Below are 16,687 nucleotides of genomic sequence, written 5' to 3' on the forward strand. Positions count from 1 at the left end.
GGCGACAACGGTGCCAGGTCCGTGGTAGGTGCCGTGATTCGAAACCCGCGCCCTGCTGAAGCACAATTCACAGGCCCAGGGACCGGCCGATCACCTCCTTCATGATCTCCGTGGTGCCGCCGTAGATCGTCTGCACGCGGGCGTCCAGGTACGCCTTCGCCACCGGGTACTCGCGCATATAGCCGTAGCCGCCGTGCAACTGCAGGCAGCGGTCGACGGTGCGCTGCTGCAACTCCGTGCACCACCACTTCGCCATCGCCGCCGTCTCCGCGGTGAGGGTGGGCTCGACCAGGCACTGGTCGACGAAGACGCGGCCGAGGCGCAGTTCGGTGGCGAGCTCGGCCAGCACGAAGCGGTTGTGCTGGAAGGTGCCGATGGGGCGGCCGAAGGCCTGGCGCTGCTTGCAGTAGTCGAGGGTCTGCGCGAAGACCGCCTCGGCCCCGGCGAGTGCCGCCACGGCGATCGACAGCCGTTCGAAGGGGAGGTTGCGCATCAGGTACGCGAAGCCCTGGCCCTCCTCGCCGAGCAGGTTGGCCGCGGGCACCCGGACGTCGGCGAGGAAGAGCTCGGCGGTGTCCTGCGCCTTCTGCCCGATCTTGTCGAGGTTGCGGCCCCGCTCGAAGCCGGCCATCCCCCGCTCGACCACCAGCAGGCTGATCCCCCGGTGCCCCGCGCCCGGGTCGGTGCGGGCCACCACGATCACCAGGTCGGCCAGGATGCCGTTGCTGATGAAGGTCTTCTGGCCGTTGAGGACCCAGTCGTCGCCGTCGCGCACCGCGGTGGTGGTGATGCCCTGCAGGTCGCTGCCGGCGCCGGGCTCGCTCATGGCGATCGCGGTGATGGTCTCGCCGGAGCAGAAGCCGGGCAGCCACCGCTGTTTCTGCTCGTCGTTGGTCAGGTCGGTGAGGTACGGCCCGATGATGTCGTTGTGCAGGCCGAACCCCGGGCCGCTCGCCCCCGCCCGGGCCAGCTCCTCGGTGAGCACGGCGTTGAAGCGCCGGTCGGTCACCCCGCCGCCGCCGTACCGTTCGTCGACGAAGAAGCCCAGCAGGCCGGCGGCGCCGGCGGCCCGCCACAGGCTGCGGTCGACGACGCCGTCGGCCTCCCAGCGTTCGTGGTGCGGGGTGATCTCCCGGGCGATGAAGGCGCGCACCAGTTCGGCGAACGCGAGGTGGTCGGCGGAGAAGATCGCGCGCTGCGCCATGTGTCGGCTCCTTGCTCGTGGCCGGATTCCGGGGCCGCGATACGCATCAGTGGGACCCTGGTCTGTGGTGGACCGCGCCGTCGCCCAGCCACCGCGGCAGGTGCGCGCCGAGGCCCCACTCGGTGAGCACGGTCTCGGTGTCGGCGCCCGGCAGCGGCGGAGGGCCGCCGATCTGCCCCGGCGTGGCCGACAGGCGGGGCGCGACCGCGGGTTGCCGCACGCCGGAGTGCTCCTCGTACGTCGCGCGCGCCACCAGGTGCCGGTGGTGCTGCGCCTCGGTGAGCGACAGCACCGGCGCCACGCAGGCGTCGGTGCCCTCGAACAGCGCGGTCCACTCGTCGCGGGTGCGCTGGGCGAACACCTCCGAAAACCGGGCGCGCAGCACCGGCCAGCCGGCCACGTCGTGCTGGGCCGGCAGGTCGGCGTCGGCGATCCCGAGCAGCCGCAGCAGCTCGGCGTAGAACTGGGGTTCCAGCGCGCCGACGGCCATGTGTTCGCCGTCGGCGGTCGGGTAGACGTCGTAGAACGGGGCCCCGCCGTCGAGGAGGTTGCGGCCGCGCTCGGGACGCCAGGCCCCGGCGGCCAGCAGCCCGGCGAACATGGTGGTGAGGTGGGCGGTGCCGTCGACGATGGCGGCGTCGACGACCTGCCCCTGGCCGGTGCTCCGGGCCACGTGCAGCGCCGCCAGGCAGCCGACGACGAGGTAGAGCGCCCCGCCGCCGAAGTCGCCGACGAGGTTGAGCGGGATCTGCGGCGACCCGCCGGCCCGGCCGATCGGGTGCAGGGCCCCGGCGACGGCGATGTAGCCGATGTCGTGGCCGGCGGCCCCGGCCAGCGGCCCCTGCTGGCCCCAGCCGGTCATCCGCCCGTAGACGAGGGCGGGGTTGCGCGCCAGCGCGGCCTGCGGCCCGATGCCGAGCCGTTCGGCGACCCCGGGACGCCAGCCCTCGATCAGGATGGCGGCCCGGTCGGCCAGCCCGAGGACCACCTCGGGCCCGTCGGGGTGCTTCAGGTCAACCACGACCGACCGCTTGCCCCGGTTGAGCAGGTCCCGCCCCGGGTCGCCGGCCGACAGCGCGCCCGGCTCCGGTCGGTCGACCCGGACGACGTCGGCTCCCAGGTCGGCCAGCAGCATCGCCGCGAACGGGGCGGGGCCGATCCCGGCGAGCTCCAGGACCCGGACCCCGGCCAGCGGGCCGCTCACGCGGCGCCCCCGGACGTCTCCGGCGTCGTCGGCGGCCGTGACGCGACGCCGCACTCGTCGGTCGGCCGGGGGCGGCGGCCCCCGTCGCGCAGCGCCTGCGGAGCACGATCGGCCCGATCGGCCCGATCGGCCGCCAGTATGGACAGATCCATCGACGCATCCCCCACGAACGGCTCGGGTTCGAGTTCCACCGCAGCATCGACCGGTTGGCCCCTGGCGCGCAAGTCACCGGGCTGCCGCGCTGCGACGGCCCGGGGGCGCAGCGGGTGGGTGGCCGGCCGGCGGCTCGTGGGCGCTCGGCACCGCGTGACGGGCCTGGCGTGCTGGTCGCTGTGATCGATCTTTCCGGACAGGTGGTCGTCGTCACCGGCGCGGGACGCGGCCTGGGTGAGTCCGACGCTCGGCTGTTGGCGGCCAGGGGCGCGCACGTCGCCGTGCACGACGCCGGAGTCGAGCGCGACGGCAGCGGCGACGACGGAGGACGTGCTGGGATGGGCGACCCGCCCCGCCGGGTGAGCGGTCCACCCGGCGGGCACCCGGCCCGGACCCGCTCCCGGGGCCCGCCTCAGCGGCGGGCCCGCGCCTCGATGTAGTCCGCCGCCAGCGCCGGGCCGTCGATCGCCCGCAGGTCGTCGCGGAGCGCGTCGAGGTTGCCGCGCACCGTGTCGTCGGCGACCAGCGCGTCCACCACGGCGCGCAGCCGCTCGGCCGTGACCTGCTGGCCGGACAGGTCCACGCCGAGTCCCAGCTCCGCCAGGCGGGCGGCGGTGATCCGCTGCTCCGGCATGTGCGGCAGCGCGACCACCGGGGTGCCGAAGTACAGCGCCTCCATCACGCTGTTCATGCCGACGTGCGAGATGAAGACGTCGGCGCGTTCCAGCACGGCCAGCTGCGGCACCCAGCGCATCAGCTCGACGTTCTCCGGCACCTCACCGAGCGCGGCCCGGTCGACCTCATCCCCCACCGCCACGACCACGTGCCACCGCGTCCCGGCGAACGCGTCCAGGCAGGTGCGCAGCAGGCCCTCGAGGTTGTCGTAGTGGAAGCTGCCCATCGACACCAGCGCCACCGGCCGCTCCGGGGCGGGCGGGGCCCACTGCTGGGCGGGTCGGTCGCCGACGCCGACGCCGACGAACGCGAACCGGTCGTCGAACGTCTCGTGCGCCGGCTGGAACCGCCGGGGCAGGAACACCAGGTTCGCGTCGTCGGCGGGCGCGGTGAACTCCTCCAGCGTCACGTCGCCCAGGCCGTGCTCGCGCAGCAGCACACCCATCTTGACGAAGAAGTCGATGATCGCCGGGTGGGTGCCGTCGATCTCGCCGGCGTACATCGCGCCGATCTGCTGGGTCAGCGAGTAGTGCTCGTTGGAGGCGATCGTCGCGAACATCTCGATCGCCGGGCGCTTCCACTTGCGGGCCAGCACCCGCCCGGCGGCGAAGGTGCTCACGTCGTAGAGCAGCACGTCCGGCACGTCGTCACCGAACCCGGCCTCGTACTGCGGCACGGTGGCGATCGCCTCGTCGATGGAGCGGACCGGCTCGTGCGCCATGTACTCGGCGTCGATCTGGTGCAGCAGCTTGCGGGACGCCAGGGGCGACTCGTACGGCATCGGCGTCGCCCCGACGGCGGTGACCAGCGGCGCCATGCGGCTGTTCGTCGCGTACGTCACCCGGTGTCCCCGCCGCACGAGCTCCGCGACGACGGGCAGCGTCACGTTGATGTGCCCGATCGCGGGCAAGGGCAGAAACGCCACGTGGAACGTCGACATGTGCGGAAGCGTCCCACCGCCCACCGGACGCGGGGCGGGACGGCCGACAACTCTGAGGAAGTCCCCAGCGATTTCCTGCCCCGCCCGCGACAGTCAGGGGAAACACCTGGTTTTGCTGGAATCCCCGCCCGCCGGCGTGCTGAGTTGGGTCGGACAGCTCGGTCCGATGGAGAGCGAGACGCCGTGAGTCAATCAGCAGGGCCCAGCGTCGGGCAGGAGTCCCACAGACCACTGACGCCCGGTCTGGAGGTCTTCTCCCTGGGCTGGCCTGACCAGGCGCCCGACACGGTCTGCGGCTGGGGATCCAGCGAGCCGCACACCCAACTCGTCCGCAAGGGCCTGACCGACATCCTCCAGACGTACGGGGTCCGCACCCTGACCGACGCCGGCTGCGGCGACCTCGCGTGGATGAGCACCCTCGACCTGAGCGGCGTCGACTACGTCGGGCACGACGTGCACGAACGGGAGTCCTGGCCGGGGCTGCGCCGCCGCGGCTACCAGCTTCAGGTCCTCGACATCACCACCGAGGACGTCCGCCCGTCCGACCTGCTGATCTGTCGGGACGTCTTCATCCACCTGCCCAACGACATGGTGCTGGCCGCCCTGGCCCGGTTCCGCGCCTCGTGCCGGCTGCTGCTGACCACGAGCTACACCAGCGACCCGACCCTGCCCGGGGGCGGCTTCTCCAACCTGGAGCGGATGGCGGCACCGAGCCTGCGGCACGCGAAGCTGGACCTCACGCTGGCGCCGTTCGGCCTGGGTGAGCCGCTGGAGCGGATCCCCGAGGACTGCCCGAACAAGTACCTGTGCCTGTGGGACCTCTCCGCCGTGCCGTCGGGCGGGACCGTCCGATGAACGACCGGCTCCGCATCGCCCACTCCCCCTGCCCGAACGACACGTTCGTCTTCCACGCCTGGACGGCGGGTCTGCTGCCGGGGTGTCCGCCGCCGACGGTCACGCTGGCCGACATCGACGTCACCAACGGCATGGCCGAGCGGGGCGAGCTCGACGTGCTGAAGATCTCCTACGCGGCCCTGCCGTACGTGCTGGACAAGTACGCGCTGCTGCCCACCGGGGGCGCGCTCGGGCACGGCTGCGGGCCGCTGGTGCTCACCCGGCAGGCGTGCGCGCCGGCCGACCTGGCCGGCCGCGTGGTGGCCATCCCGACCGAACGCTCCACCGCCTACCTGCTGTTCCGGTTCTGGGCGCAGCAGGCGTGGCCGGGGGCGCAGGTGCGCACGGTGGTGCTGCCGTTCCACGAGATCATGCCGGCGGTCCGCGACGGTGTGGTCGACGCCGGGCTGGTCATCCACGAGGCCCGGTTCACCTACCACACGTACGGCCTGCACTGCCTGGTCGACCTCGGGCAGGCCTGGGAGGGCCGCACCGGGCTGCCGATCCCGCTGGGCGCGATCGTCGGGCGGCGCAGCCTCGGCGCGGAGCGGCTGGCCCAGATCACCGCCGCGATCCGCGCCTCGGTCCGGCACGCCTGGGCCGATCCGGACGCCTCCCGGGCGTACGTTCGGCAACACGCGCAGGAGATGGCGCCGGACGTGCTGGAGGGGCACATCGGGCTCTACGTCAACCCGTACACCGAGGACCTGGGCGTGGGGGGCCTGGCCGCGGTGCGGACGATGCTCGACCTGGCCGCGGCGGCCGGTCTGGTGCCGCCGGTGCGGGCGGACGCCCTCGCCCCGCCGACGCCGGCCAATCCCGTCCCCGCCGCCTGAACAGCCGGCGCGGGGCGCGGCCGCGTCCAGGGCGTCGGCCACGGAAAGACCAGGAAGGTCGTTGGTGGGACCATCACGGACAGGAGGCGTCGTGCCCCTCGATTCGCCACGACCGGCCGGGCGAGCCGGCCTGCGGGTGCTCGCCATCGGGGCGCACCCCGACGACGTCGAGATCGGCGCGGCGGCGCTGCTGGGCAAGCTGCGCGACCACGGTCACGAGGTGCACATCCTCGTCCTCACCGACGACCCGGCGAACCGCGAGACGCGGCGGGCCGAGGCCCGCAACGGCGCGGCGGAGCTGGGCATCGGCCCGGACCGGGTCCTCTTCGCCGGGATCGAGCAGGGCTACCTGCGGGGGGACATCGACGAGGTCCGCCTGGTCCGGGAGCTGATGGGGCGGCTCGACCTCCAGCCGGACCTGGTGGTCACGCACACCGGGGCGGACAGCCACAACGACCACGGCGCGGCCAACCGCGTCGCGCACGCGGCGTTCCGCGACCGCGTCTTCCTGCACTACTCCACCCACGTCTCGGCCGAGATCAGCCACTTCCGGCCGACCGTCTTCGTCGAGGTGACCCCGGACCGGCTGCTGGCCAAGGACCGGGCGCTGAAGTGCTACACCTCCCAGGCGTCGAGGATCGGCCGGCACGACCTGGCCGCGTACGAGGAACTGCTCGGCCGGCGCGCGAGGCTGGACCGGGCGGAGGGTTTCGAGGTCGGTCTCCAGTACGGGGCGACGGAGGTCGCGCGGAAGACGATCGCGCTCAGCGACTCCCCCTTCCACCGCTTCTGGCTGCCGACGGTGCACGACGGCAGGGTCACGCTCCTCTACGAGGCGCACACCGCCGGCCGCACCCCGGCGGCGTTCCGGCACCAGGACATCGCCCGGGACGCGCTCCGGCAGGCGTTCGTCGAGCAGTGGTCGCCCTACCCGCTGCGGGAGCGCTGCTCGGACACCGACGAGGCGCTGGCCGCCGCCCGGGGCGGCAGCGTCATCACCGTCGGCGGCCCGGACACGAATCCGGTGGCGCGGCGGTGCCAACAGGCCGACGCCCTGGTCTGGGCCCTGGAGGGTGGTGACGGCGGTTCCCCGCCCCGCGCGCTGCGAAATCGGCGCACCGGCACCCGGCTGGCCGTGGTCGGCGCGACCCGGGAACTCGGGTACGTCGTACGCGTTCCGAACCCCCTCGCCGCCGGTGCGCGCGTGGTCGGCGTGGCCGGCGTCAGCGACGTCGCGACGCGCGCCGGGGTGGAGTTCCTGGCCGACCCGAGCCGGTCGCCGGAGCTGGCCCGCGTCTTCGACGACCATCCCGACGCGCAGGTCGTCTACGCGGCGCAGGCCGACGGGCTGCGGATCGTCGACGTGCAGCAGGTGACGCCGGCGGCGGGCGAGGGCGGGCACTGACGAGGGCGACGCCGGGCCGGACTGACGGGCGGCGACGCCGGGCGGGACTTACGGGCGGCGACGCCGGGCGGCAGTGGCGGCGGCGACGCCGGGCCGGCACCGACTGCGTCACCGACGCAGGCCGGTAACGGCGTCGGTGACGCCGTTACCGGCCTGCGGAAAGCAGTCCGGCCGTCCGGCCGGGACCCCCCCACCGGGAATCGGCCCTACCGGCTCCGGAGCCTGCGCCCGAACCCGATGCTCCCCACGCCGATACCCAGAGCCAGGACGATGAGGACCACCGTGTGCGCGCCTTCCGACAGGTCGGCGAGCAGCAGCGCGAGAATCGCCACCGCGGCCACCCCGAATCCGACGAGCATCTGGACGAAGGACCCCTTGCTCCGCGCCATTGTGTTCTCCTACTTCTCTGTCGGCCGTCGGTGGTCCGGCCGCCGACAGGCTCATGGGAATGCCGCTCGGCTGCCTCATTCGAACGTATCAGCGCCGGGTAGCCGAACAGACGATGCCCTTCGCGAGACTGCGGTAGTTACTGGTTCTCTCCGGTAGGCGTTGCCCGCCGTCGGCGGTGGTGGTAGTGGAGCGTCGACCGGCTAGCCGACCGGCGTGATCGGGGAACTGCCGGGCGCAGACCCGGCCGGCAGCAGGGTCGCCAGCGGCCGGCGGTCGGCCAGGATCTGCTCCAGCCGGTCCGCGACCGCGACCGCACCACCGGCCTCGTGCACCGACCGGCTCAGCTCTTGCGCCCGACGCCGGAAGTCGGGATCGGCGGCGATCGCCTCGACGGCGGCCCGCAACGTGTCGGCGTCGAGCTCCTCCGGGTTGATCGAGCGACCTACCCCCAGGTCGACCACCTGCCGGGCGGTCGGGTACTGGTCGGCCTGCTGGGGCACCACCACCGCCGGCACGCCCTGGTACATCGCCTCCATCAGGCTGCCCGTCCCGCCCTGACAGACGAACACCGAGGCGTGCTGCAGCACGGCCAGGTGCGGCACCCACCGGTGCGCCTCCACGTTGGGCGGCAACGGCCCCAACTCTGCCGGATCCGCCGACCGGCCGAGGGTCATCACCACGTGCCACGGCGTCCCGGCGAAGGTGCGGGCGCAGGTGCGGAAGAAGTCGGGCCGCCGGTTGACGGTGGTGCCCAGCGACACCAGCAGCACCGGCCCGGCGCCCTCCGGCGGCGTCCACTGGCCCTCGAAGTCCGCCGGCCGCAGGCAGGGGCCGGCGAAAAGGTAGTCGGCACCGAAGGTCTCCCGCTGCACCTGGAACTCCCAGGTGACGAACGAGATGTTCAGCGCCGCATCGTCGCCGAGGGTCAGGCCCCCTTCGAAGAGCTCGGCCGTGCCGGTTGCCGCGAACCGGACGGTCAGCTCCGCGACCAGTTCGGTCCAGCGCGGGTCCGCGTGGTTGACCGCTTCGTCCGGCTCCGGAAGCGCGCTGGCGTTGGCCCGCCGCACCTCCGCGTTGTCGCCGATCCCGGCGTAGGTGCGCACGGTCGGCACCCCGTACCGGCGGCCCAGCGCGACGGCGACGTCCGAGACGAGCGCGTCGTGCACGATCAGGTCGGGCGGGTCCACTTCGGCGCAGGCCAACGCGGCCTCCAACGGCGCGAAGCTCTCCCGGACGAACTCGATCATCAGCGTGGTCGTGCTCGGCGGCGGCGACAGCGACTCGGGGAACGCCGAGCGGTACGACACCACCCGCGCGCCGGTCTCGGCGACCACGTCGGCGAGCCGGTCGGCGACCAGGTAGGTGACCCGGTGACCGCGCCGGAGCAGCTCCTCCGCCATGCCCAGGGTCGCCTTGAGGTGGCTGAACGCCGGGAAGGCGATCCAGAGCACGTGGTAGGAACTCCGATCGGGTTCAAGCGACAGTGACATGGTGTCCTCCGGGCCGTCCGGCCCTGCTCGTGGTGGAAGGGGTGGCATCGCTCAGCCGGACGACCGCCTCGAGTAGCGTCGCCTGCCCCACGATGGCGCTGCGGTGTTCGTCGCGGCGCGTCGGCTCGACACACGCCTCGGCGAAGTCGCCGACCATCAGCAGGAACTGGTCGGCGGCGGGCAGTCGGTGCTCGGTGACGGTGTCGGCCTGGTGCAGGCGGACCACCGGGCGGGCCCCCGGCGGCGGGGTGAAGGCCCAGTCCACCTCGATCCGGCCCGCGCTGCCCCAGACCGCGTACGTGTTGCGGTAGGCGTGCGCGAGGCCGAAGTCGCACTGGGCGGTGACCCCGGCGGAGTCGGCCAGCAACGCGGACCCGGAGACGTCCACACCGATGTCGGGGTCGTCGCGCAGCCGGGCACCGACCACCTCGACGTCCGGGCCGAGCAGCGAGGCAGCCAGCCGCACGGGGTAGCAGCCGGTCTCCCGCAGGGCCCCACCGGCGAGTTCCCGGCTGTACCGGATGAGCCCCCGGTCGGCCTGCGGCACACCGAAGGAGGCGCTGACGACCCGCACGTCACCGATCGCGCCCTCGGCGATGCGCTCCCGCACCCAGCCGTGCTGGGGGTGGTCGAGGAAGGCGAAGTTCTCCACCAGCGCCAGGCCGGCGGCCCGCGCGGTGTCGGCCAGCCGTACGGCGGCGGCCGCGTCCACGGTCAGGGACTTCTCCACCAGCACGTGCTTGCCGGCCCGCAGCGCCGCGTCCGCCCACTGCTCGTGCAGGGAGTTCGGCAGCGCGACGTAGACCGCCTGGACGTCGTCGCGCGCCAGCAGCCGCTGGTAGCCGGTCACCGCCGCGCCGCCGAACCGGTCGGCGAACGCGCCGGCCTTCTCCGGGGTACGGCTGGCCACGGCCGCCAGCCGCAGCCGGTCACAGGCCATGATCGCCGGGACGGTTCGCCGCCAGGCGATGTCGGCCGTGCCGAGCACACCGACGCCGATCGGCGAGGGTTCGGTCATGCGCAGATCCTTCGATCGGGCGTCGTCCGTGGTCTCGCTCACCGTCACGGCCGTCAGCGCCGCCGGTCGACGAACTCGCGGATCGAGGCGACCATGTAGTCGGCCATCTCGATGGTGATGCCCGGGTACACGCCGATCCAGAAGCTGCGGTCGGTGATGATGTCGCTGTTGGTCAGGTCGCCGCTGATCCGATAGTTCTGGTCGGCGTAGGCGGGGTGACGCACCAGGTTGCCGGCGAAGAGCAACCGGGTGCCGATCTTGCGGGAGCCGAGGAACTCCAGCAGTTCGCCGCGGCTGAAACCGGCGTCCTCGGTGAGCGTGATGACGAACCCGAACCAGCTCGGGTCGCTGCCCGGCGTCGGCTCGGGCAGCAGCAGACCGGGCACGCCGTCGAGGCCCTCGCGCAGCCGCCGCCAGTTGCGCTTGCGGGCGGCCACGAAGTCGTCGAGCTTGGTGAGCTGGGTGAGCCCCAGCGCCGCCTGGCTGTCGGTGGCCTTCAGGTTGTACCCGACGTGGGAGAAGATGTACTTGTGGTCGTAGCCGTGCGGCAGGTCACCGAGCTGGTACGAGTACCGCTTCAGGCACTTGTTGTCCTCGCCCGGCTCGCACCAGCAGTCCCGCCCCCAGTCCCGCATCGACTCCACGACCCGGGCCAGCTCCAGGCTGTTGGTCAGCACGCAGCCGCCCTCGCCGGTGGTCAGGTGGTGCGCCGGGTAGAAGCTCACCGTCGAGAAGTCGCCGAACGTGCCGGCGTTGCGGCCCTGGTAGGTGGAGAGCACCGCGTCGCAGGTGTCCTCGATGAGGAAGAGCCCGTGCGCGCTGGCCAGCTCCGCGACCTCGGCCACCGGGAACGGGTTGCCCAGGGTGTGCGCCATCATGATGGCCCGCGTGCGCGGCGACAGGGCCGCCTCGATCCGCTCCACGGTGGTGTTGTAGGTGACCAGGTCCACGTCGACGAATACCGGCACCAGCCCGCACTGCACGATGGGGTTCACCGTGGTCGGGAACCCGGCGGCCACCGTGATCACCTCGTCCCCCGGCCGCAGCCGGCGGTCCCCCAGCTCCGGTGCGCCCAGCGACGCCAGCGCCAGCAGGTTGGCCGACGAACCCGAGTTGGTCAGGTGGGCCTTGCGCACCCCCATCGTCCGCGCGAAGAGCCGCTCGAAGCGCAGCGCCGCGGCCCCGGACGCGATGCGCAGGCGCAGCGCCTGCTCCACCAGCGCCACCCGGTCGTCCTCGTCGAGCACCGCGCCGGAGGGCAGGATCGGCGTCACCCCCGGCACGAACTCCGGTTCCGTCGACGCCTGGTCCCGGTGCAACTTTCGCACCTGCTCCAGAATCGATTGCACGTCCGTGTCAGCCACGGGTCTCTCCGTCCAGTACGAGGGTCGAGGTCGAGGTCGAGGTGGCGGTGCCGGTCCCGCCGTCGCGGGCCGGCGGCTCGCCCGCGACACCCACCGGCGCCGCGACGGTGTCCCAGACGGCCCGCAGGGTCTCGGTCAGGCGCCGGCGGGGCGACCAGCCCAGGCACCGCCGGGCCAGTCCGATGTCCAGCGGCAGGTCACCGGCCGCACCGTGGCGACGCCCCGGCGGCGGCGGGACCCGGACGACCGTGGCGGTCGACCCGGCGATGCGGAGCAACTCGTCCACCGCGTCGGTGAGCCGCACCCCCACGCCGCCACCGACGTTGACGACCGGCGCGACGCTCGGCCGGACCGCCGCGCGGAGCACCGCCTCGGCCACGTCCCGGACGTCGACGATGTCCCGGACCCCGGAGATCGGGGGCAGGCGCAGCTCGGCCGGGTGGCCGGCGAGTTGGTGGGCGAGGCCGCCGATCAGCCCGTGCCGTGGCGCGAAGGGGCCCAGCGCGAGGCTGAGCCGCAGCACGACGGCGTCGACGCGGCCCTGGGCGACGGCCCGGGTGACCAGCTGGGTCCCGGCCAGCTTCGCCTGCCCGTACGGGCTGGTCGGCCGGCCCGGCAGGTGCTCGGACAGGAGGTCCAGGCCGGGCTGGTCGCCGTACTCGTAGGCGGAGCCGAGGTGCACCAGGCGGGCCGGTCGGGGCAGCGCGGCGACGGCCGCCACGACCCGCCCGACCAGCGTCACGTTGCCCACGATCAGCTCGTCGTCGGTGGTGGCCCAGAGGGCGCCGGCCGCGTTGACCACCAGCGTGGGACGCAGCTCGGCCAACGTGGCGAAGAGCTCGCCGCCGGTGGCGCCGACCAGCTCCAGGCGCCGGGTCGGCCACGGGGTGGGCTCGGTGCGGCGGCGCACCACACCGGTGACCGGCCAGCCGGCGGCGTGCAGCGCCGCGCAGACGGCACGGCCGATGAAGCCGGCCGCGCCGAGCACCACCGCGGTCGGCGGCCCGAGCTCACCGGGACCTGCTGCGCGCATCGGGCCCTCCGGCTTCCGGGACGGGGGTCGTCGGGGCGGGCGCCGCTGGTCGGCGGCCACACCTGCCGCCACTATCCACGGCGCCCGATCGGGGGCGGACCGCCGGCGACGGAACTCTGGGTGTTTTCCCTGACTCCGGCGGTGCCCGTCGCTGAACCAGGCCCCCGCCGACCACCCTGAATCCGGACCGGATCGCCCGCCCGTCAGGAGTGCAACCGTGCGCGTGCTGTTCGCCACCATTCCCGAGAAGTCCCACCTGTTCTGCCTGACGCCCGTCGCGTGGGCGATGCGGGCGGCCGGACACGAGGTCCGGGTGGCCAGTTGCGTCGAGTTCGTCGACGTCATCGCCGCCACCGGGATGACGGCGGTGGCCGTGGGCAGCAACGACGAGATCAGCACGGCGATGAGCGGCAACCGGGAGACCCAGCAGTGGGACACGGTGAACTGGAGCGACGTCTCCCCGGACCGGCCCGACCACCAGCAGGAGGTCGACCGGGCGCAGCTCGGCGCGTACGGGTGCGCGATGTACAACGAGCCGATGTTCGACGACCTGGTGGCGTTCGCCCGGTCCTGGCAACCGGACCTGGTGGTCTGGGACCCGCTGACCTACTCCGGGCCGATCGCCGCCGCAGCGGTCGGCGCGGCGCACGTGCGGTCGCTCTGCTTCGCCGACGTGTGGGTGAAGAAGCGCCAACTGCTGGGCAAGCTCGGCGCGCAACTGCCGCCCGAGCAGCGGTCGGACCCGCTGGCCTCCTGGCTGACCGCGCGGGCGGCGGACTACGGCGGGACGTTCAGCGAGGAACTCACCACCGGGCAGCTCACCCTCGACCCGCTGCCGGCGAGCCTCGCCATCGACACCGGCGTACCGAGCACCCCGATCCGCTTCGTGCCGTACAACGGGCCCGCCGTGGTGCCGGACTGGCTGCGCACGCCGCCGTCGCGGCCCCGGGTGTGCCTGAGCCTCGGCGCCTCCAACACCGAGCGGTACGGCGGTGACTACGTCTCCAAGGCCGACATCCTGGCCGCCCTGTCCGAGCTCGACGCCGAGGTCGTCGCCGCGCTGCTGCCCGCCCAGGTGAACGAGGTCGGCCCGCTGCCCGGCAACGTCCGGGTGGTGCAGTCGGTGCCGCTGCACGCGCTGCTGCCCACGTGTTCGGCGCTGATCCACCACGGCGGCTTCGGCAGCTACGCCAACGCGTTGGTGTACGGCGTGCCGCAGCTGACCGTCACCACACCGGTGGCCGATCAGCTCTACCGCGGCGCGGGGCTGCGCGAGCAGGGCGCCGGGCTGCTGCTGGAGAGCGGCACCGCCACCGCGGACGACGTGCGGCGGGCCACGGCGCGGCTGCTCGACGAGCCGGCCTTCGCCGAGCACGCGCGCCGGCTGCGCCACGAGGCGGTGTCCCGCCCGTCCCCGTCCGACGTGGTGCCGATGCTGGAGAAGCTGGCCGCCGACCGCCGCACGGCACCCTGGCCGCACTGACCCCGGCCGCACCGACGCCGGTGGCGGCCGGGGCCCGGCTCGCCTCAGCGCCGCCCGAGGCCCGCCTCGTGCGCGACGAGGCCGGCCTGGGTGCGGTTCGTGCAGCCGAGCTTGTCCAGCACCCGCGACACGTACCCCTTGATCGTCGCCTCCGACAGGTGCAGCCGGGCCCCGATCTGCGCGTTGGACAGGCCCGCGCCGAGGTGGCCCAGCACCTCCACCTCGCGCTCGGTCAACGCGCCGATCTGCTGCCGCGCCCGGTCCCGGGCCGACCCGCTGTCGGTGGAGGCGGTGACCAGCCGGCGGGCGGCGGCCGGCGACAGCACCGTGTGCCCGTCGGCGGCGACCCGCACCAGCCCGATCAGGCTCTCCGGCGGGGTGGACTTGACCAGGAACCCGGTTGCCCCCAGGCGCAGCGCCCGCAGCACGTACTGGTCGGCGTCGAAGGTGGTCAGCACCACGATCGGCGGCGCGTCCGGGCGGGCGTTGATCCGCTCGATCGCGGTCAGCCCGTCCACGCCCGGCATCCGCAGGTCCATCAGCACCAGGTCGGGCCGGCTGCGCGCCACCGCCTCGACCGCCGCCGCCCCGTCGTGCGCCTGGTCGACGACCTCGATGTCGCCGGCCGCGCCGAGGATCCGGCTGAGGAAGACGCAGACCATCGGCTCGTCGTCGACGACCAGCACCCGGATCATCCGCCCACCGCCGGTTGCGCCGTCGGCACGTACGAGGGCAGGACCGCCTCCAGGCGGAACCCGCCCTCCGGGGTGGGCCCGGCGCGCAGCGTGCCGTGCACCAGCTCGATGCGTTGGCGCAGGGTGACGATGCCCAGCCCGGAACCGCTGCCGACGAGGGCCCGGCTGGGCCGGGCGGTGGGCGGGCTGTTCTCCACCTCGATCCGCAGTCGGGACTCCTCGTACCGGACCCGCACGGTCACCCCCGCGCCCGGCGCGTGCTTGCGCGCGTTGGTCAGCGCCTCCCGCACGATCCGGTACGCCGTGCGCCCCACCACCGGCGACGCCAGCGACCGGTCGCCGGACTCGACCAGGTCGACCGGCACCCCGACCGCGGCCGACTCGGCGACCAGCGCGGTCAGCCCGTCGACCGTCGGCGTGCCGTCCTCCTGCGGTGCCCGGCGCAGGATGCCCACCAGGTCGCGCAGCTCGTCGAGGGCCTGACAGCCGGCCGCCCGCAGCTCCTCCGCGGCCTGCCGGGTCGCCTCGTCCGGCGCGGTCATCCGCAGCGCGCCGGCCTGCAGCACCATCAGGCTCACCCGGTGGGTGACCACGTCGTGCATCTCCCCCGCCAACCGGGTCCGCTCCTCGTCGCGGGCCTGCTCGGCGAGGAGGTGCCGTTCCCGTTCGGCCCGTTCGGCCCGCTCGGTCAGGGCCAGGACCAGGCGGCGGCGGGCGTCGAGGTAGAGCGCCAGCAGGGGCCCGACGGCGGTCCGCAGCACCGCCAGCGTGATGATCGTGGCCGACGGCTCCCAGGGGCGGGCCACGACGAAGGTCAGCAGACCCAACGCGACGTACGCGACCCGCCGGTCCCGGCTGTGGAACGGCGGCCCGTATGCCGCGACCACGGTCGCGAACGGCGCCCACACGTTGCCGGCCGACGCCGGCGTCAGCGCGTGCACCGGCGAGATCAGCAGCGTGACGGCCAGCGTGAACAGGCCGAGCACGACGACCACGGTCAGCGGCGCCCGGCGGCGCAGCACCAGCGAGGAACAGGCCAACGCCTGCGCGCCGAGCAGCACCCAGGCCAGCGTGCCCGGCCGCTCCGGCCACCAGCTCCCGCCGGCCAGGGTGTTGCCGGTGTCCAGCAGCACGAAGAGCACGGCCAGGACCACGTCGAGGGCGACCCGGTGCCGGTAGTGCCACGGTGCCTCCGTCATGCCCTAGACCGTAAGGCATCGCCCGGCGACGCGAACCGACCCGAATCCCGGCGGCGGTGCCGCAACCGACGAAAGTCGTACGCCCGCACCGCCGCCGCTACCTTCGTCGGGTCGGGATCCACCGGCTCGCCCTGCCGCCGGGCGCCGCGAAGGGGTGCAATGGACGGCATGGAAACCAGCCGAGAGAGCACCACCGTGACCCCTCCGTTGGGGCGGTACGACATCGACCCGACCCGGTCGACGGTCCGGTTCCGCACCACCCACATGTTCGGGCTGGGCAAGGTGACCGGCACCTTCGCGGTCCGCTCCGGGACGGTCGAGGTCGTCGAGCCGCTGGCCGCGTCGAGCGTGCGGGCGGAGATCGACGCCGCCAGCTTCCACACCGGAACCGCCGCGCGGGACCGCACGGTCCGCTCGGCCACGTTCCTCGACACCGACCACCACCCCACGATCACCTTCGTCTCCGCGGGCATCGACGGCACCAACCTCACCGGGCAGTTGACGGTGCGGGAGGTCACCGGGCCGGTCACCCTGGCCGTGCAGGAGTCGGCGAACACCACCGACGGGTTCCGGGTCGTCGCCACCACCCGCATCGACCGGCTCGAGTTCGGCGTGACCGGCTCGCGGGGCATGACCGGGAGGTACCTCGACCTGACGGTGGAGGCCGCGTGCGTACGCCGCTGAGGCCCGCCGCGACCGAGGGG

Annotated in this window: 16 protein-coding genes; 5 read left to right on the forward strand and 11 right to left on the reverse strand. The window is 73.7% G+C overall.

Features of this window, described 5'->3' with window-relative positions:
• Positions 1–67: 67 nt before the first annotated feature.
• From ACLQ2V_RS27135 to ACLQ2V_RS27150, 4 genes are all read right to left on the reverse strand, one after another.
• Positions 68–1,204: an acyl-CoA dehydrogenase family protein gene (locus ACLQ2V_RS27135; RefSeq protein ID WP_425721421.1), complete on the reverse strand. Its 1,137-nt coding sequence runs from the start codon at positions 1,202–1,204 to the stop codon at positions 68–70.
• 46 nt (positions 1,205–1,250) lie between these two features.
• A complete protein-coding gene (locus ACLQ2V_RS27140) occupies positions 1,251–2,408 on the reverse strand; it encodes a CaiB/BaiF CoA transferase family protein (protein ID WP_425721422.1) in 1,158 nt (385 codons plus the stop codon).
• Positions 2,405–2,560 (reverse strand): hypothetical protein, encoded by a 156-nt coding sequence (locus tag ACLQ2V_RS27145; RefSeq protein ID WP_425721423.1) that lies wholly within the window; start codon positions 2,558–2,560, stop codon positions 2,405–2,407. The genes ACLQ2V_RS27140 and ACLQ2V_RS27145 overlap by 4 nt, the downstream gene beginning before the upstream one ends.
• Positions 2,561–2,973: 413 nt before the next feature.
• A complete protein-coding gene (locus ACLQ2V_RS27150) occupies positions 2,974–4,176 on the reverse strand; it encodes a macrolide family glycosyltransferase (protein WP_425721424.1) in 1,203 nt (400 codons plus the stop codon).
• Positions 4,177–4,359: 183 nt separating this feature from the next.
• On the opposite strand from ACLQ2V_RS27150, the gene ACLQ2V_RS27155 reads away from it, so the two are divergent.
• The 3 genes from ACLQ2V_RS27155 to ACLQ2V_RS27165 all read left to right on the forward strand — a co-directional run bounded on the left by ACLQ2V_RS27155 (position 4,360) and on the right by ACLQ2V_RS27165 (position 7,311).
• Positions 4,360–5,031, forward strand: coding sequence for a hypothetical protein (locus ACLQ2V_RS27155; RefSeq protein WP_425721425.1), 672 nt, complete (start codon positions 4,360–4,362; stop codon positions 5,029–5,031).
• The gene (locus tag ACLQ2V_RS27160; RefSeq protein WP_425721426.1) at positions 5,028–5,906 is read left to right on the forward strand and encodes a 1,4-dihydroxy-6-naphthoate synthase; all 879 of its coding nucleotides are present in this window, start codon (positions 5,028–5,030) and stop codon (positions 5,904–5,906) included. Before ACLQ2V_RS27155 ends, ACLQ2V_RS27160 begins: the two co-directional genes overlap by 4 nt.
• Before the next feature lie 91 nt (positions 5,907–5,997).
• Entirely contained in the window at positions 5,998–7,311 is a 1,314-nt protein-coding gene (locus ACLQ2V_RS27165; protein ID WP_425721427.1) for a PIG-L deacetylase family protein, read from the forward strand.
• A gap of 206 nt (positions 7,312–7,517) precedes the next feature.
• On the opposite strand, the gene ACLQ2V_RS27170 is transcribed toward ACLQ2V_RS27165, so the two are convergent.
• The 5 genes from ACLQ2V_RS27170 to ACLQ2V_RS27190 all read right to left on the reverse strand — a co-directional run bounded on the left by ACLQ2V_RS27170 (position 7,518) and on the right by ACLQ2V_RS27190 (position 12,606).
• Positions 7,518–7,700 carry a hypothetical protein gene (locus ACLQ2V_RS27170; protein WP_425721428.1) on the reverse strand — a complete coding sequence of 61 codons (183 nt, stop codon included), beginning with the start codon at positions 7,698–7,700 and terminating at the stop codon, positions 7,518–7,520.
• Between the two features lie 201 nt (positions 7,701–7,901).
• Complete coding sequence (locus ACLQ2V_RS27175) at positions 7,902–9,191, reverse strand: macrolide family glycosyltransferase (protein WP_425721429.1); 1,290 nt, start codon at positions 9,189–9,191, stop codon at positions 7,902–7,904.
• A complete protein-coding gene (locus tag ACLQ2V_RS27180; RefSeq protein ID WP_425721430.1) occupies positions 9,175–10,209 on the reverse strand; it encodes a Gfo/Idh/MocA family protein in 1,035 nt (344 codons plus the stop codon). Before ACLQ2V_RS27180 ends, ACLQ2V_RS27175 begins: the two co-directional genes overlap by 17 nt.
• A gap of 53 nt (positions 10,210–10,262) precedes the next feature.
• Positions 10,263–11,573: a lipopolysaccharide biosynthesis protein RfbH gene (gene rfbH / locus ACLQ2V_RS27185; protein WP_425721431.1), complete on the reverse strand. Its 1,311-nt coding sequence runs from the start codon at positions 11,571–11,573 to the stop codon at positions 10,263–10,265.
• A complete protein-coding gene (locus ACLQ2V_RS27190) occupies positions 11,566–12,606 on the reverse strand; it encodes an NAD-dependent epimerase/dehydratase family protein (protein ID WP_425721432.1) in 1,041 nt (346 codons plus the stop codon). Before ACLQ2V_RS27190 ends, rfbH begins: the two co-directional genes overlap by 8 nt.
• Positions 12,607–12,823: 217 nt before the next feature.
• Here ACLQ2V_RS27190 and ACLQ2V_RS27195 point away from each other — a divergent pair, with 217 nt between their 5' ends.
• Complete coding sequence (locus ACLQ2V_RS27195) at positions 12,824–14,089, forward strand: activator-dependent family glycosyltransferase (protein WP_425721433.1); 1,266 nt, start codon at positions 12,824–12,826, stop codon at positions 14,087–14,089.
• Positions 14,090–14,133: 44 nt separating this feature from the next.
• Here the strand turns inward: ACLQ2V_RS27195 and ACLQ2V_RS27200 are convergent, their stop codons facing one another.
• A complete protein-coding gene (locus ACLQ2V_RS27200) occupies positions 14,134–14,784 on the reverse strand; it encodes a response regulator (protein ID WP_425721434.1) in 651 nt (216 codons plus the stop codon).
• Entirely contained in the window at positions 14,781–15,983 is a 1,203-nt protein-coding gene (locus ACLQ2V_RS27205) for a sensor histidine kinase (protein ID WP_425721435.1), read from the reverse strand. The genes ACLQ2V_RS27200 and ACLQ2V_RS27205 overlap by 4 nt, the downstream gene beginning before the upstream one ends.
• Before the next feature lie 168 nt (positions 15,984–16,151).
• Between ACLQ2V_RS27205 and ACLQ2V_RS27210 the strand changes: the two genes are divergently transcribed.
• The gene (locus ACLQ2V_RS27210) at positions 16,152–16,667 is read left to right on the forward strand and encodes a YceI family protein (RefSeq protein WP_425721436.1); all 516 of its coding nucleotides are present in this window, start codon (positions 16,152–16,154) and stop codon (positions 16,665–16,667) included.
• The last annotated feature ends 20 nt before the right edge of the window (positions 16,668–16,687 follow it).

Source organism: Micromonospora sp. DT233, from assembly GCF_049841815.1.
GTDB lineage: Bacteria > Actinomycetota > Actinomycetes > Mycobacteriales > Micromonosporaceae > Micromonospora.

Bases quoted from the DNA above. Each gene is read 5' to 3' on its own strand.
- ACLQ2V_RS27135 (WP_425721421.1), bottom strand. From the start codon at position 1,204: ATGGCGCAGCGCGCGATCTTCTCCGCCGACCACCTCGCGTTCGCCGAA.
- ACLQ2V_RS27145 (WP_425721423.1), bottom strand. From the start codon at position 2,560: ATGGATCTGTCCATACTGGCGGCCGATCGGGCCGATCGGGCCGATCGT.
- ACLQ2V_RS27150 (WP_425721424.1), bottom strand. From the start codon at position 4,176: ATGTCGACGTTCCACGTGGCGTTTCTGCCCTTGCCCGCGATCGGGCAC.
- ACLQ2V_RS27160 (WP_425721426.1), top strand. From the start codon at position 5,028: ATGAACGACCGGCTCCGCATCGCCCACTCCCCCTGCCCGAACGACACG.
- ACLQ2V_RS27170 (WP_425721428.1), bottom strand. From the start codon at position 7,700: ATGGCGCGGAGCAAGGGGTCCTTCGTCCAGATGCTCGTCGGATTCGGG.
- ACLQ2V_RS27175 (WP_425721429.1), bottom strand. From the start codon at position 9,191: ATGTCACTGTCGCTTGAACCCGATCGGAGTTCCTACCACGTGCTCTGG.
- ACLQ2V_RS27180 (WP_425721430.1), bottom strand. From the start codon at position 10,209: ATGACCGAACCCTCGCCGATCGGCGTCGGTGTGCTCGGCACGGCCGAC.
- ACLQ2V_RS27190 (WP_425721432.1), bottom strand. From the start codon at position 12,606: ATGCGCGCAGCAGGTCCCGGTGAGCTCGGGCCGCCGACCGCGGTGGTG.
- ACLQ2V_RS27200 (WP_425721434.1), bottom strand. From the start codon at position 14,784: ATGATCCGGGTGCTGGTCGTCGACGACGAGCCGATGGTCTGCGTCTTC.
- ACLQ2V_RS27205 (WP_425721435.1), bottom strand. From the start codon at position 15,983: ATGACGGAGGCACCGTGGCACTACCGGCACCGGGTCGCCCTCGACGTG.
- ACLQ2V_RS27210 (WP_425721436.1), top strand. From the start codon at position 16,152: ATGGAAACCAGCCGAGAGAGCACCACCGTGACCCCTCCGTTGGGGCGG.